Source organism: Hyphomicrobium sp. GJ21 (genome assembly GCF_001006785.1).
In the GTDB taxonomy this organism is placed as follows: Bacteria; Pseudomonadota; Alphaproteobacteria; order Rhizobiales; family Hyphomicrobiaceae; genus Hyphomicrobium_B.
Genome location: NZ_CDHO01000001.1, coordinates 237,660 through 253,532, shown reverse-complemented (window position 1 = coordinate 253,532; position 15,873 = coordinate 237,660). Strand labels below are relative to the sequence as shown.

The following is a 15,873-nucleotide window of genomic DNA, read 5'->3' as shown; positions in this document are numbered from 1 at the left end:
TTTCCAATCACCATTCGATCCACCAAGGGATTCGGGTCACGATCGGCGTTTCTATTTTTTGAATTTGGCCTGGCCGGATTTTCCGTCTGCGGTCTTGATCGTCAATGTGATAGTCGCGCCCGCAGCTATCGCGTTCTTCGCGTCTCCCTTCAACGAATTTTCGCCCTGGGGAGCGAGCGTGATCGTCTCCCGTCCGCTACCGCCCGCAATAAGCACTGCCGCAGTAAAGCCCTTTGTAGAAACCGGCTTTGGGGTGTTTGGGACGAAGACGTTGATGGTGACGGTATTCCCGGCGGTAAGAAGCTCAGCGTCAATGCCGGCGACGTCGAGCATGAGGCCGCCGTTTGGTCCTTTTTCGTATTCTTCGGCGCAAACCGGGGCGGCAAACGTCAAAGCGGCGACAAGCAGCAAAACGTATTTCATGATTTCACTCCGTTCGGTTCCGGCGTTTTCAATTCACCGCTCTCGATGTCCTCGCGCCGGAACAGGACATAGAGAGCAGGCAGCACAAGCAGCGTAAGAATGGTTGACGAGATGATTCCTCCGATGACGACCGTGGCTAGCGGCCGCTGCACCTCCGCACCGGCGCCGGTCGCGATCGCCATCGGCACGAACCCGAGGGAAGCAACGAGCGCAGTCATCAGGACGGGCCTCAGCCGGGTCAGCGCGCCCTCGCGGACCGCATCCACAAGGGCGTGTCCCTCCCTGCGGAGGCGCTCTATGAACGTGATGATAACGAGGCCGTTGAGCACCGCGACGCCCGATAGAGCGATAAAGCCGATGCCCGCGCTGATCGACAGCGGAATGCCTCTGAGCAAGAGGGCCACGATGCCTCCGGTAAGGGCCAGCGGTACGCCGCTGAACACCAGCAGCGCGTCGGGCATCGAGCCAAGGCTGATGAAGAGCAACAGGAAGATCAGCGCCAACGCGATCGGTACCACTATCGTTAGCCTCTGCGTGGCCGAAACCAACTGTTCAAATTGGCCGCCCCAGCCAATCCAGTAACCCGCGGGCAGCTTCACCTTTTGCTCGACTTGACGCTGAGCGTCCGCGACGAACGACCCGAGGTCGCGGCCTCTGACGTTCGAGGTCACGACGATCCGCCGCTTGCCGTCTTCGCGACTGATCTGATTGGGACCGGGCGCGAGATCGATTTGCGCGAGCTCCGACAACGGCACGTAACGGATTTGGGCAAGTGGCGAGTGGCCCCACACTGCAGGCACCGCCTTGGATTGGTTCTCAAGGGGTGGTAGCGGTATCGGTAACGACCTGATAGCCTGAATATCCGCGCGCAAATGCTCCGGAAGCCTGACGACAATGCTGAAGCGGCGGTCGCCCTCGAAGACCAGCCCGGAGCTCTTTCCTCCGACGGCGATTTCGACCAGGTTTTGGACATCACCGACGCTGATTCCGTAGCGCGACAAGGCCTGACGGTTGAGCTTGACCGTGAGAACCGGAAGACCCGCGGCCTGTTCGGTCTTTACGTCCGCTGCTCCCTGAATCGTCTGCAAAACGGCCTGCACCCGTGCCGCAGACTGGACCAATATTTCGAGATCGTCTCCGAATATCTTGACCCCGACGTCGCTTTTGACGCCGGATATCAGTTCGTTCATGCGTTGCTGGATCGGCTGCGAAATCCCATAGACGCTTCCGGGAACATCTTCGGCGGCCTGCTGAATTTCCGAAACCACAGCCGCCTTCGATTTTTCTGGATTAGGCCAGTCCTTCCGTGGCTTCAGCATCACGTAGCAGTCCGATGTTGACGGCGGCATCAGGTCGGTCGCAACCTCCGCCGTGCCGGTGCGCGCGAACACCTCCTTGACTTCGGGCAGCTTAAGCAGCCGCCGCTCGAGCATCGCCTGCATCTCAACCGACTGCGTCAAGCTCGTCCCTGGGATTCGCACCACCTCCATGGACACATCGCCTTCATCGAGACTTGGAATGAATTCACCCCCCATCCGCGAAGCGGCGATTCCGCAGACAACGATCAACAGTGCAGCGATGGCAGCGACGCCGAACCTGTTGCGGATGGAAGCGGCAAGCAGCGGCGTATAGATCCGACGCGCTCCACGCATGAAGAAATTCTCATGTTCGGAAACCTTGCCGGTGACGAGGAGGGCAACGGCTGCCGGGACAAACGTCAGAGAGAGGATGCTGGCGCCGGTGAGCGCCATCAGCACTGTCAAAGCCATCGGCGTAAACATCTTCCCCTCGACACCGGTGAGCGTCAGGATCGGGATGTACACCACACCGATGATCAGCGTTCCGAAGAGACTTGGGCCGATGACTTCCCGGGATGCCGCCAGGATCGTCTCGAAGCGTTCCTGGCGGTCGAGAACGCGCCCCAACCGGTGCTGTTCTGTCGCCAGCAGGCGCAAACAGTTCTCGACGATGATGACAGCACCATCGATGATGATGCCGAAATCGATGGCTCCGAGACTCATCAGATTGGCGCTGACTTTGTTTTCCACCATGCCGGTGATGGTGAAGAGCATGGAAAGCGGAATGACGAACGCGGTCGCAATGGCGGCTCTAAAATTCCCCAGGATCATGAACAGAATCACGATTACAAGAAGCGCGCCTTCGACGAGATTTTTCTCGACGGTTGCAACGGTGGCTTCGACCAACCGCGTTCGATCGTAGACGGTTCGTGCAACGACGCCATCCGGCAGAGAGCGTCCGATTTGCTTGAGCTTGACCGCCACGCGCTGCGCCACCGTTCGGCTGTTTTCGCCGATCAGCAGCATGGCAGTTCCAAGCACAACCTCCTTGCCGTTCACTGTGGCTGCGCCGGTGCGCAAATCCTTGCCTTCCGTGACGTCGGCGACATCCGAAACCCGAACCGGGACGCCGTTTCGCGATCCGATCACGATGTCCTTGATTTCTTCAATATTTGCGACCTGCCCGGGTGTGCGGACAAGATATTGCTCACCGTTGCGCTCAATGTAGCCAGCGCCGACGTTGGCGTTATTCGACGCCAGCGCCGTCATCACGTCGCGGAAGCTGAGCTTGTAGGCCATCAGTTGCGCGGGATCCGGCAATACGTGAAATTGTTTCTCGAATCCCCCGACAGTGTTCACCTCGATGACGCCGGGAACATTCCGCAACTGCGGCTTGATGATCCAGTCCTCGATCGTGCGCAAATCGCTCGGCGTGTAAGGCTCGCCGCTCGTTTTGCGGGCATCCGGCTTCGCTTCCACCGTGAACTGATAGATCTCGCCGAGACCGGTCGAGACCGGCCCCATCGCCGTTTCGATCCCGGGCGGAAGCTGGTCCTTGACCTGCTGGATCCGTTCGTTGACCAACTGTCTGGCGAAGTAGATGTCGGTGCCATCCTTGAAGATGACGGTGACCTGGCTCATGCCATATCGCGACTGCGATCTAGTGCTGTCGAGATGCGGAAGCCCGCCCATGGCGGTCTCGACCGGAAACGTGATGCGCTGTTCGACTTCCAGCGGCGAGTAGCCTAGCGCCCGGCTATTGATCTGGATCTGGACATTGGTGATATCAGGAACGGCATCGATCGGAAGCCGCGTGAAATTCCAGGCACCGAAGGCGGCCATGCCCAGCACGCCGATCATCACAAGCCATCGCTGACGGATGGCAAACGAAAGAATTCCATCAATCATCGTGCTTTTCCGAGTGTCTGCCGATTTCCCTGATGCGTGCAAATTTATGGACCGCCGTCGTGAATACGACGCCGTCACCTTTCCTGCCCGTCCAGGCAGCCGACGCGATGCGTTCGCAAATCTGATCCGCTAACTCGGACCGACAGACCAATTTCATTTCCAGAAACTGGTGATAGGTCAGATCGGTATCCGCCGAAACGTAGCTCCCGCCTTGCCCGCGGCCGCGGCCTTGCCCTCGGACCTCATCGAAAGTGAAGCCGGGAAAGTCGGGCAAGTCATGCAGCGCGCGCACCACGTGGCCTTCCATGTGCGGCCTGATGAGGGCGGTGATCAGCGTCATTGCAGCGTCATCAGTCATTGTCTCCCGATCCTTTCCCCAGTTCAGCCTTGATGATGAAACTGTTCTGCGCGGCATAGACGTCGCCTTCCAGCACACCGAAGGTGATTTCGACGAACTGCGGATCCCGCTCTCCGACCTCGACATCCCGCGCTTCGAATTTCCCTCCGTTACGGACGAACACGACCGTGCGATTCTCCCAGGTCTGTAGCGCCGACGACTTCACTGCGACGCTTACCCGCTTCGCAGACAGGGTCAGCCGGCCCGTGATGAACAACCCGGGACGCAACCGCTGTTTCGAATTCGTCACCACAGCTCTGGCAATCGCGCTCTGGGTGTCGCTGCTGCCGACCGGCGACAGATACGAAACCTTGGCCTCAATCGCGGGGCCGCCGTCGGCGGGATCGATGAACACCTGGTCGCCGATGCTGACCCGCTTCAGGTCGCGGCGGTAGACGGAGAAGTCCACCCACACGCTCGATAGGTCTGCGACGACGAAGGCCGGTTTCTGCTCGGAGACGTACTCGCCCAAGGTCGTCTGTCGATCGATCACCGTACCGCCGAGCGACGCCTTCAATTCATACAGCGTCAGACTCTGATTGCTCTCGATGACAGCTAGGACATCGCCCTTTTGGACCACGTCGCCGATCCGTTTACGCACGTCGCGAACGATCCCGGGAAATCGGGGGGTGACCTGCACCAGCGATTCCTGGTTGGGCTGGACCATTCCGTTCAATAACAGGCTGTCGCGCAGCACGCCGGACGATGCTTTCGCAAGCTCGATTCCTGCCGTCTCGATCTTGGCATCGCTCAGCGTGACGCTGTCGGCGTGCTCTTCCTTTTCGGCCTTTTCGGTTGGGGTTGGTTTCGGCGCTGCGGGCGTCAGCATCTGATAGCCGCTGTAGGCAAGCGCGGCGGAGACCAGAATGAACACGGAGTAGCGGACAATAGCCTTCATCATCGCGAACTCTGATGCGTGAGCGAAAACGGATTGCCGACGAGACCTTCGATTGTGGCCACGGCGATATGGAAATTCTGCTGGGCCTCCTGTTCGCGCAGCAGCGCCTGCAGCAGCGATCCCCGAACGTCGAGCAATTCGAGCAGCGTGAAGCGACCCTGCGAGTAGCCGCTGAGGATCGTCTCGGCGGCGCTGCGGGCGTTGGGAATGACCGACGACCGCAGCAGCTTGAGCTCCGCCAGAGCACCAGTCAGGGTATCGTAGGCGCGGCCGGCGATGCTGAGCAGCACCAGCTTGTTGATCGCCCGCTCCGCATCTGTCTTCGCGAGCGTCTCATGTGCCGCGATGATGTTACCGGTGTTTTGGTCGAAGACCGGAAGCGGGATCGAAACGCCAAGTCGCACCGCGTTGTCGTTCGTGTCCTGGTAATGCCGCCAGCCGGCTGAAATGCGTAGGTCCGGAATGGCCTTCAGTCGGGCGATAAGGAGTTCGGCATTGCGCTGCGCAGTGACAGCGGTCCAGCGCGCCAATTGCGGATTAGCGTCGATCGCCTGGAGTACGGCGTTGAACGGCGGCGGTAGACCGGTACTTGCCAGCCGTCCCACGGCTTTGCCGAACTGCGGGCTGGCATCCCCCATTAGGACCGCGAGATCGCGACGCGCCGTAGCCAGCAGTGTCTTGGCGCGTTCCCGTTCGACCCGGAACAGGTCTGCGGCGACCTGCGCCCGCAGCGTTTCAGCAGGCGAGGACGCGCCCTCCTGGACGCGTTTTTGCAACAATGGAATCAGCGGATCGAAGCTCGCTATTTGCTCATCGAAGATCTCGATGCGCCGCTGCGCGCTGATAATCATGATGAAGGCAATCGCTGTTTCGGACAGGACTTCCAGTCGCGTCGCCCGCCGCTGCCAGACGGCCATGCCGATGCCGGCCTCGCCGGCCGCCACGCGTGCTTCCCGCTTGCCACCCAGTTCGACGAGTTGGCTAAGTTGCAGGGTCGTCTCGGCCGACCGAACCCCTTTGTACGGCCCCGTTCCGAGCGCGTTGTCGAGTTCGAACGAGGCCTCTGGGTTGGGAAGCGCACCGGCTTGAACGCGGAGGCCGCCCGCGATGCCGATATCACGCTCGGCCGCGGTCAATCGCGGATTCGCAGCCAACGCACGCTGTAATGCCTGAGGCAGCGAGATGGTGCGCGAAGAACGTTCGGCAGCCTCGACGGGAACTGTAAGTATGAGCAGTGCGCACGTCAGGCGCACGGCCACTCGAACCGAAAGCATATTACCGACCTGAATAGCGAAAAGACTACAACGCGACTGAGTTACGCGCTGCGGCTAAGGCTTCAGATCAGATGTTTGGGGGGTGGCGGTTCAGGCAGGCGCACTTCAAGGTCAACAGCAATGTCGCTTGAGAACGACATTTGCAGGGACATGCTGGCTGGTATGTAGACCAACGCGGCCACGGGCACTGTGATGGGGGCGCAAGTGGAACAATGCTCGACCACAGTCGGGGCCTTTTTCGAGCCTTCGTCGCCCTTGTCCAGAGCGGCGCTTATGCTGGTCGAGACGAGGGTTTCCTTCGCGCACGAAATCTCGCCCGCAAATCCAACCACCAGATATACCGCAGCAAGGAACGCCGTCAGCACCCGGCGAAAAGCCGATGCCCGTGTAGTCCCTCTCTGGGTAGATGTTCGCTTCATCGAGGTCTGCAATATCAAGTTTCAGGGTGCAACACTACCACGATTTTAGGGCACGATGCGCCGCCCTTCACATCAGCGTCGTTGGTGTCAGGCCCGAGCCGCCGGCGCAAAGACGGTCAATGCGAGCGGCAGCAATTTGAACCTGGCGGGCGTGAAGGTCGTAATTTCACCATCGGTATTGATTGGGAGTGGCGGATCCGTGCGGACCTCAAGAGGCCCTGAGCTGCAGAAAGCCCGCATGCCGCCCAAATTTCGGTTACGCCCCCGCCGAAAGGCAGCCAGTAAGAGCGGCCATTGCCAAAATTGTCGCGGCGCAACACTGTAAAAATCTAAGCATTGGTCGTCGATTGCCGCAGCCTCGTAGACGGCCATGCCGCCGCCGTAATATACACCATTGCCAACAGCGATCTGCAAGCTTCGAAGTTGAATGGTGCTGTCGGTAGTAATGACTTCAGCCGTAAAGGGCCTCATGTAGATTGCTGTTTTAACCGCCGCTAGCGGGTAGCTAAGCCGCCCCAAATGCCGTTTGAGGTTACCAGTCATCCTACGCGCAAGTTCAACGCCTAGCCCCATGCTCGCAACGTTCAGGAAGAACTGGTCATTGACTTGGCCGACGTCAATCCGGCGCTTGTAGCCTGCGGTGATAATTGCAGCCGCCGCTACTGGGTTATTCGGAATGCAAAGTGTCCGAGCAAGGTCATTTGCCGTGCCGAGTGGCAAGATGCCAAGCGGCAGTCCCGTGTTCACCAAGCCGGCGAGAGTCGCGTTAATTGTTCCGTCACCACCGCCGACGATCACACAATCGACTTCTTGTGCTCTGCGGGCGATCTCGTGTCTCATCTCTTCCGGTTTGTGGCACAGGCTTGGCGTGAGCGTGATCCCGCCGACCTCAAGTTGTCGAACAGCGTCATTCGCCGCGCGACCGCTCCCATTGCGACTCTGCGGATTCAGAAATAAGAGCGCACGTATTTCATCTGAGCGATGGTCCATCATTGCTTCCTCGAAAATCAAATTGCAGTAAGATAACGTGCAGAGATTCGACCACGCCGCCCATCAAATGCGGTGGTGTGCGCATCAACCAATCCCTCCCAGCGCCGGAAACGTCGTCAGCATCCAGATTGCGATCTCCTGCAATCTGCCGGTCATCATCAGGATGCCGACACCGATCATGACGGCTCCCCCGCCGATATTCAGTGCGACGCCGAGGTGGCGCATGCGCTTCAATGCGGCGGCTGCGTTTCCCATGAAGAGGGCCGTGAGCAGAAAGGGTGCGCCGAGTCCGAGACCGTAAGCTCCGAGAAGAATCGCACCATTGCCCGACGAAGTAGCAGTTACCGTAAGGATCGAGCCTAACACCGGGCCAATGCATGGCGTCCACCCGAAGGCAAAAGCGACGCCCAGCAAGAAGGCACCGACCGGTCCGTTGACCTGACGAGGCCCATTCCATCGATGGTCGGCCATCAACATCGGGAGGCGGACGAGCCCGGTCATCGCCAATCCGAAGACGATAATCAAAGCTCCACCGATCAAGTTGGTTTCCGTCTGGAAGCGTTGGAGAACGCCGCCGAGAGCCATCGCGCTGATTCCAAGCAGCACGAAGATGGTCGTGAACCCGAGCACGAACAGGAGCGCCGGGCGGAAGATGTGAAGCCGAGATGCCACACCGCCGCTGCCAGTCGTGCCGGCACCACCAGCAACATAGGACAGGTAGCCCGGAACGAGGGGCAGGACGCAGGGAGAAAGGAAAGAGATAGCGCCAGCAGTGGCCGCTGTCGCCAGACCGAGCAGAGATATATCCAGCGCCACCATCCTCAGCGCTTTCCGTTACTGGACGCTTCCTGAGTACAGAGTGCCGGTCGGGACGAAAGAAACGATCTCGCCAAGAGGAGCACAACGCCAACGCCGATCGCAACGTCCGCCATGTTGAAGGCAGGCCAATGCCAATTGGCGGCATGGAAATCGAGAAAGTCGGTCACAGCGCCCTGACGCACGCGGTCAACAATGTTGCCGGCGGCGCCGCCGGCGATCAAACCAAGAGCCGTGGCCTCAACAATCCTGTGGGTCCGCATTGCCCAAACGAGAAGACCGACCGTGATCGCCACTTTGATCCCGACCAGCACCAGCGGACGCTCGAGAAAAAGATCTTGAAACATGCCGAAGCTGACGCCAGTGTTGAAGCTGAGCGACAGGTTGAAAAAGGGCGTAACCTCGATAATGCGCGGCGGGACCATAACGACATTGAGGATCAACCACTTTGTTGCGACGTCGAACAGAAGCGCGGCGGCAAATCCGCCACCAACCCATATCGCGCGATCTCTACGGGAGCTTCCGGCCACGACAATTCCTCATGCTATTGGAGTTCAGGTCGGCATTTCTCTGCCGGCAGCGGCCGCCCCAACACAGGGCGACCGCTGTTGGTTCAATGCGCAGGTGCGGGGCGAGCCACGACGGAATGCCCACGCTCATCTGTCCGAATTTTTGCGCCGCCGGTTGGACCACCTTCCGTCTGGCGCTGTCCGTGATTGAGGAGGCGCAACCCGTTGAGGACGACCAGCAGGGACGCGCCGACATCGGCGGCGATCGCGCCCCAAAGCGACGCGAGACCGATGATGGTCAGTACCGTGAACAATAGCTTTACCGCGATCGAGAAGGCGATATTCTGTCGAATAACGGTGAGCGTGGCTCGCGAATGGCGCACAAGCCAGGGCAACCTCGAAAGATCATCCGACATCAGCGCAACGTCGGCGGTTTCAATGGCCGCATCGCTACCCATCGCGCCCATAGCGATGCCGAGATTGGCGCGGCCCATGGCAGGAGCGTCGTTGACTCCATCGCCAACCATGGCGACGGCCCCATAACGCCGAACCAGGTCCTCGACGGCGGCGACCTTGTCACCAGGCAGAAGCTCGGCGCGAACTTCGTCAATGCCGGTCTGCTTGGCAATCGCCTCGGCGGTGGCCCGGTTGTCGCCTGTCAGCATCACCACCTTTTCGACGCCAGCGCGATGGAGCGCGGCCACGATCTCCTTGGCCTCTGCCCGCACGGCATCGGCAACGGCGATCAGTCCCCAAACCTCTTGGTCGTTGCCGACGGCGACAATGGTGCGGCCCGCGTCGGAAAGAGCGCCGGCGCGCTCCAAAATGGCCGGCGAGCTGATCGCACGTTCATCGAGATACCGACGCGACCCAAGCCAGACGTCGCGACCGGAGACGCGGCCGGTCATGCCTCGACCCGTGATGGCCTGGACCGCCTCGGCCGGTTGCGCGGCGATGCCGCTTTCCGTGGCTCTTGCCAGAATAGCGCGCGCTATCGGGTGCTCGCTACGGGCCTCGAGGGCTGCGGCCAGCCGAAGAACGTCGCCTTCGCTGCGGTTGCCAAGCGCGACGATCTCCACGACCTGAGGGCGTCCTTCGGTGAGGGTCCCGGTCTTGTCCATGGCGATCGCCTTCAGACGCGCCGGCGTTTCGAGATGGACGCCGCCTTTCACCAGGACGCCTTGCTTCGCCGCTCCTGCGAGGGCGGCTACGATCGTTACCGGCGTCGAGATCACAAGGGCACAGGGGCAGGCGATCACGAGCAGCACGAGGGCGCGATAGAACCAGATCTCCCAACCACCGCCGAGCAACAGGGGCGGGATGAGGAATACAGCGATCGCGAGCACCATCACAACCGGCGTATAGACGCGTGCGAACTTCTCGACCCATTGCTCGCTCGGTGCGCGTCGGCCCTGCGCGGAGCCGACCATGCGGATGATTTGCGCGAGCGTCGTGTCGTTCGCGGCCTTGGTGGTCACGACGTCGAGGGCGCCTTCGCCATTGATGGTGCCTGCAAAGACCTCGTCTCCTTCGGACTTGAAGACGGGAACGCTTTCGCCGGTGATCGGCGCCTGATTGACCTCGCTCTCGCCAGCGGCCACCCGGCCGTCGAGCGGAACCTTGTCACCAGGTCGAATGATGATGTGCGAGCCGACACGAACCTCGGCTGCCGGAACATCGCGCTCGCTACCATCATCGAGCTTGATACGGGCCGTGGACGGCGCGAGCTCCATCAGAGCCGCAACGGCGCGCCGTGCCCGGCCGAGGCTCCACGCTTCAAGCGCAAGAGCCAGTGCGAAGAAGAACGAGACCGTCGCAGCCTCGAACCAGGCGCCGATGCTGATCGCGCCTACGACCGCTATCACCATCAGGAGGTTCATGTCGGGACGCAGGCGTCGTGCCGCGAGCCAAGCCTTCGGGGCGACATAGCGCACCGCACACAGCACAGCGAGCGTATAAAGAATGATGCTCGCCAGCGGCGTTGCGCCTGCACCGTGTTCGCCAGCCTCGAAGGCCGCGACAATACCGCCTAAGAGCCAAGCGTGGACCGCAAAGCCGAGCGCAGCAAAAACGCCGCTCGCAGCGGTCAGCCATGACTGAATGCGCCTTCGGCGTTCTTCTGCCTGCGCGGCCTCGCTTGTCGCGCCCTCGGTCCAAGGCTCCGCCCGCAGACCTGCACGTGAGACAGCCTTTTCGATGCGAGCTTCCAACGTGGCGTCGGGCGTCATGTCGATCGACATGCGGCCGTTAAGGAGGTCAAAGGCAAGCTTGTCTTCGCCAACGAGCGGGCCAACTTCGCGCTTCAGGGCGGCGATCTCGTCGGCGCAATCCATGCCGTGGATTCGATAGATAACGCCACCAGGCAGATTGGTTGGGAGCGGCGGGCTGAGAGCTTCCTGCACGTCGACCGCGCAACTGCACGCAAATCCAACAGCATCGCAGGTTGCCGAATCTTGAGGGGTTGGCGATGACCACGGTTCCGCCCGCATTCCCGTCCGCGCGACCGCCTGCTCGATCTGTTCGAGCGTTGCCCGGCTCTGGGGTGCAACGGTCATGGCGCCCTGCGCAGTGTCGAAGGCGAGCTTATCCTCGCCGACGAGCGGCCCCAGTTCCCGGGTTAGAGCAGCTACCTCATTCTTGCAGTCGAGACCGTGCACGCGCAGAAGTAAGGTGTCGTCCGTACCATCTTCGACGAGAGCACCGGACATTCCGGTCTTTGAGACGCCGCGCAAGAGGTCGTCGATCGAGACCCGCTGCTGAATCGCGATCGTCATCAGTCCCTTTGTCGTGTCGAAAGCAAGCCGGTCGTCACCACCCACCAGTGGACCGATTTCGCGCTTGAGGATCGCGACCTCGTTCTTGCAATCGAGCCCTTCAACCTTGAACAGCCACGCAGATGTCGTCGGTTTATCCGGCTGCGGCAACAGCTTGGCTTGCATCCCTGTCGTGGCGACCGCCTGTTCGATTACATCGAGAGACGAGATGCCCTGGCCCGCCACCTCCATGATACCGCCCTTGGTGTCGAACGCCAGCTTGTCATCGCCACCCACGACCGGACCGACCGCGGCACGAAGCATCCGAACTTCGTTCTGACAATCCAAGCCGTCGACCTTGAAGCGTAGCGAGCTTGACGTGCTCCTTGTCCCGGCATCTGCGGTCATCATGAACTCCTGAATTGCTTAACTTTCTTGAGCGTGGCTCGAATCGTGAGCGCACCCAACGTTCTGTAGTCGCCACAAAATCAAGGAGCCCAAGCCAAGTTTGCCGTCGGCTGCCATTGGGATCCCCTCGACAAGTTAGACATGACGACCCATATGCACCCTGTAGCAACTACAGGGTCAAGGCCATGACAGGCAATTTTCTGACGATCGGAGAACTGGGGCGAGGAACCGACACCAAGGTCGAGACCATCCGCTATTACGAGCGGATCGGGCTGCTGGCCGCGCCGGGCCGGACGGCGGGCAATTATCGCGCCTATGGAGCGGAGCACCTCAAGCGCCTAAGCTTCATCCGGCGCTCGCGCGACCTTGGCTTTTCGCTCGACCAGATCCGCGCATTGCTCGATTTGGCCGACCAGCGCGACCGATCGTGTGAAGCCGTCGATGCCATTGCCAGAGAGCATCGAGTTGAAGTCGATCGAAAGATCGCCGACTTGCGCGCGTTGCGCCGCGAGCTGGACAGCATGATCGATCAATGCCGCTGCGGCACCGTTGCTGATTGCCGGATCATCGAAGCTCTGTCGCCTCAAGCTCAACCACAGCCAAGATAACTGGGCCTTTTCTGCGCCCGGATTACCGCACTGGCCCTAAAGAATGCTGGTGATCATGCGATCGGCCCGCGTCCCTTCCCTATAGAGCGAGCGGACCAGCATGGCGGCGACAATCCCGGTCGAGGCGCCGCCAAGAACGTCGCCGAGATAGTGCGTTCCGACATAGACTCGGGAGAACGTCACAAGTACGGCGGCTGCCAGAAACCACGCACCAAGCCGCCGCATGCCGTGCAGCAGAAAGGCCGCGGCGATGGCGAAGGTCGCGGTGGCGTGATCGGAGGGGAATGACGGATCGGCGCTGCGATCGATCAGAAGATGCGTGATGCCACCGTCATAAGGTCGTATCCGATGGACGAACAACAAGATGATCTGGTTGATTGCAAGGCCGAGGAGAAAGGAAAACCCGGCGGCGACCAATACATGCCGAACGTGCTGCCGGTCGTCGTGCCGCCACCATTGCCCGGCGACCGCCAAAACAAGAAGCGGGATACCGAGCGCCGAGCTCCAGATCATCAGAAAATCGATGGTGGTGCTCGCTCCAGCCAGACTGTTGATGGCACGCGTCGCTGCGGCGTCTACGTCGTGTAACTGCAATTCTGAATCCTTATCTCGTCGTCGGCATCTTGTGAAAGTGTCGGTGTTGCTGTTCAAACTTAGCGCGGGTGTTTCATCTGGCCGCGAACAAGCAGCAGACCCAACGTAGTCAGCACGGCGAAAGCCGCGCCAGCCATAAAGGTGGCTTGCGGACCGATCACATCCCAGAGCGCGCCGGCGATTATACTGGCAGCCAGCAGCGCCAAGCCGGCAACCAGATTGAACATGCCGAAGGCGGTGCCGCGCAGTTCGGCGGGTGCCGCTTCGGCTATCAGGGCCGCGAGCAGGCCCTGGGTGAAGCCCATATGCAGCCCCCAGAGCACGACGCCGATGCCGACGCCCCAAAGGCTACCCGCGAAGGCGAGCACGAGATCGGCAAGGACGAGCAGGATCATGCCGAGTATCAGAATCGTCATGCGATCCATCCGGTCGGAGAGAACGCCGATCGGATAGGCCGAGGCCGAATAAGCGAGACTCATGAGCACCAGCACGATCGGGACGAGCGCCAACGGCAGACCGATCGACTGGGCGCGCAGGATGAGAAATGCTTCGCTGAAGCGCGCGAGCGTGAACACCGCCGCGACCGCTACGACCCACCAATAGACCGAGCCGAGGCGTCGTAACTCCTCGCGATGCAGCGGCATGCGAACTTTGCGTAGGTCCCTCGACCGCTCCGGCTCCTTGACCACGACGAGGATCAGCGCGACCGACAGGAAGGCCGGAATGACGGCGATCCAGAACACCGTCTGAAAATGGTCCGCCGTCAGCCACATGAGGCCGATGGCGAGTAGCGGGCCGATGAAGGCGCCGATCGTATCGAGTGACTGACGCAGGCCGAAGGCGGCCCCGCGCAGCTCGGGCGGCGCGATGTCGGCCACCAGGGCGTCGCGCGGTGCGCCGCGAATACCCTTGCCGACACGGTCGATGAAACGGGCGGCGACGAGCCAATCAAGCGAGGCGGCGAGCGGAAAGATCGGTTTGGTGAACGCGGCAAGCCCGTAGCCGAGGGCGGCTAGAAACTTCCGCTTGCCTAGCCAGTCGCTGAGAGCGCCCGAAAAAACTTTGGTGATCGAGGCCGTCGCTTCAGCGATGCCTTCGATGATGCCAACGGCAAGGGTCGAGGTCCCGAGCACCGTCACCATGTAGACAGGCAACAACGCGTGGATCATCTCCGACGATATGTCCATCAGCATCGATACGAAGCCCAGCGCCCACACGCCGGCGGGAATGCCGTGCCGCGCTTCGTGGACCGGGGTTTTCTCCGTAATCTTGTCCATCTCATCTCTTCTGTTCGCGGGCGTTGACGACGCGCTTGGCGTCGCCGCCGAGCAGGACTTCACAGCCAAAGAAGGTCTGCCTCTTCAGGCGGAATTGGTGCTTGTGCTGTTTTCGTCCTGCGCCTCGAACACTTCGCGCGCATATTCATCCAGCAGTGCTGCACAACGAGCGAACCGTTCCTCAGCTTCCTCGCGGAGCGAGGCACCGTAGAAATCGAGACGGACGATTTTATCGAGCCACGCCCGCAGCTTCGTCAGATCCTCTTCGTTCTCTTCAACCTCGGCATAGGTGAACTTTCCGTTGCCGCGCTCCTTCGCGATTTCGCCGTCAAAGTCGTCGCAGCGACTGATGAATTCGCGATAGGCCTCATCTCGCTCGGCCGAAAATCGAGCGATCACCCTCTGCTCCTGTGCGTGGTCGAGCCCAACGGTTTCGAGAAGCACCGCGTCCCCGTCCATCTCGAAGATCTCGTTCTGCAGGACCTTCAAACGTCGCTCGTGTGCGTCGATTTTCGGTAACAGGCATACGCCGCTTTGCAGATAGATGGCCCCCAAGGCCTTCAGCTTGCGCCACAGCGCAATGCGGCGCTTTGCCGGCTCGGCGGGCACCTTGTAGGTCAGAAGCAGCCATGACCGAGAACCGCCTTGGCGGGCTTTCCCGGACTTCGACTCTATGGCCTGTGGCTCTTCTTTGATTTCCGGACGACGCGCTTTTTTTGCGCGGCTGCGTTCTTTTGTCATGATTTTTGATTCGACTTGGGCAGACCTCGTTCGGTCCCCTGCCAGCCGCTCCTTGAACCGATTCAATATCCGAGATAGATGTTACGGCTGTAACATTTATTTTGTCCACACGCTCTATGAAAGCCTAAATATGCTTTGCCAACAGGTGCGCTCTGTGGCCGCACTCCGCGCGGCGCTGCTTGTGCTGACTCTGTCATGTTGGGTCGGTGCCGCCCAAATCGGGCGGGCCCAGCCCGCCATTCACCCTCAGCCGTTGGGTTTGGCCGCTGGCGATCCGACAACGGTCAAGCTTTCTCCGGAACAGCAGAAGCAAATTGGGCTTCAGACCACGGTGTTGATCGTGGAACCCCATCCCGAACAGTTCCGTGCCTACGGCGCCGTCCTCGATATCGCCCGCGTCACCGAACTCACCAACAGCTATGCCAATGCCTACGCTCAGCTTCAGATGGCGCAGGCCAGGTTCGACGTCGCAAAGAGCGCATTTGAGCGCGCGAAGAATCTGGCGCAGTCCGCAGCTCTCCCCAGGAAGGATGCCGAAGCCGCTGAAGGAACGTTTCGGA

General features: G+C 60.6%; 14 protein-coding genes. 1 reads left to right on the top strand and 13 read right to left on the bottom strand.

What is annotated here, in order from left to right; all coding sequences use genetic code 11:
- Positions 1-51: 51 nt before the first annotated feature.
- From HYPGJ_RS01240 to HYPGJ_RS01195, 10 genes are all read right to left on the bottom strand, one after another.
- Positions 52-423 (bottom strand): hypothetical protein, encoded by a 372-nt coding sequence (locus HYPGJ_RS01240; protein WP_046845503.1) that lies wholly within the window; start codon positions 421-423, stop codon positions 52-54.
- Complete coding sequence (locus tag HYPGJ_RS01235; protein ID WP_046845502.1) at positions 420-3,629, bottom strand: CusA/CzcA family heavy metal efflux RND transporter; 3,210 nt, start codon at positions 3,627-3,629, stop codon at positions 420-422. The genes HYPGJ_RS01240 and HYPGJ_RS01235 overlap by 4 nt, the downstream gene beginning before the upstream one ends.
- Positions 3,622-3,987, bottom strand: coding sequence for a P-II family nitrogen regulator (locus HYPGJ_RS01230; protein ID WP_046845501.1), 366 nt, complete (start codon positions 3,985-3,987; stop codon positions 3,622-3,624). Before HYPGJ_RS01230 ends, HYPGJ_RS01235 begins: the two co-directional genes overlap by 8 nt.
- Complete coding sequence (gene ihpB, locus HYPGJ_RS01225) at positions 3,980-4,927, bottom strand: divalent metal ion exporter adaptor subunit IhpB (protein ID WP_200185645.1); 948 nt, start codon at positions 4,925-4,927, stop codon at positions 3,980-3,982. Before ihpB ends, HYPGJ_RS01230 begins: the two co-directional genes overlap by 8 nt.
- Positions 4,924-6,198 (bottom strand): divalent metal ion exporter subunit IhpA, encoded by a 1,275-nt coding sequence (gene ihpA, locus HYPGJ_RS01220; protein ID WP_046845500.1) that lies wholly within the window; start codon positions 6,196-6,198, stop codon positions 4,924-4,926. The genes ihpB and ihpA overlap by 4 nt, the downstream gene beginning before the upstream one ends.
- Positions 6,199-6,260: 62 nt before the next feature.
- Positions 6,261-6,563, bottom strand: coding sequence for a hypothetical protein (locus HYPGJ_RS01215; RefSeq protein ID WP_046845499.1), 303 nt, complete (start codon positions 6,561-6,563; stop codon positions 6,261-6,263).
- Positions 6,564-6,704: 141 nt separating this feature from the next.
- Positions 6,705-7,610 carry a lipid kinase gene (locus HYPGJ_RS01210; protein ID WP_200185643.1) on the bottom strand — a complete coding sequence of 302 codons (906 nt, stop codon included), beginning with the start codon at positions 7,608-7,610 and terminating at the stop codon, positions 6,705-6,707.
- An 81-nt stretch (positions 7,611-7,691) separates the two neighbouring features.
- A complete protein-coding gene (locus HYPGJ_RS01205) occupies positions 7,692-8,426 on the bottom strand; it encodes a cytochrome c biogenesis protein CcdA (RefSeq protein ID WP_046845498.1) in 735 nt (244 codons plus the stop codon).
- 2 nt (positions 8,427-8,428) lie between these two features.
- On the bottom strand, positions 8,429-8,953 hold the full coding sequence (gene lspA / locus HYPGJ_RS01200; protein WP_244465968.1) for a signal peptidase II: 525 nt from the start codon (positions 8,951-8,953) through the stop codon (positions 8,429-8,431).
- 83 nt (positions 8,954-9,036) lie between these two features.
- Entirely contained in the window at positions 9,037-12,093 is a 3,057-nt protein-coding gene (locus tag HYPGJ_RS01195) for a heavy metal translocating P-type ATPase (protein WP_101536102.1), read from the bottom strand.
- 185 nt (positions 12,094-12,278) lie between these two features.
- On the opposite strand from HYPGJ_RS01195, the gene HYPGJ_RS01190 reads away from it, so the two are divergent.
- A complete protein-coding gene (locus HYPGJ_RS01190; RefSeq protein ID WP_046845497.1) occupies positions 12,279-12,701 on the top strand; it encodes a helix-turn-helix domain-containing protein in 423 nt (140 codons plus the stop codon).
- 36 nt (positions 12,702-12,737) lie between these two features.
- Here the strand turns inward: HYPGJ_RS01190 and HYPGJ_RS01185 are convergent, their stop codons facing one another.
- The 3 genes from HYPGJ_RS01185 to HYPGJ_RS01175 all read right to left on the bottom strand — a co-directional run bounded on the left by HYPGJ_RS01185 (position 12,738) and on the right by HYPGJ_RS01175 (position 15,313).
- Entirely contained in the window at positions 12,738-13,295 is a 558-nt protein-coding gene (locus HYPGJ_RS01185; protein ID WP_046845496.1) for a phosphatase PAP2 family protein, read from the bottom strand.
- A 59-nt stretch (positions 13,296-13,354) separates the two neighbouring features.
- Positions 13,355-14,572 carry an MFS transporter gene (locus HYPGJ_RS01180; RefSeq protein WP_046845495.1) on the bottom strand — a complete coding sequence of 406 codons (1,218 nt, stop codon included), beginning with the start codon at positions 14,570-14,572 and terminating at the stop codon, positions 13,355-13,357.
- 84 nt (positions 14,573-14,656) lie between these two features.
- Positions 14,657-15,313, bottom strand: coding sequence for a Chromate resistance protein ChrB (locus tag HYPGJ_RS01175; RefSeq protein WP_348270886.1), 657 nt, complete (start codon positions 15,311-15,313; stop codon positions 14,657-14,659).
- Positions 15,314-15,873 lie beyond the last annotated feature (560 nt).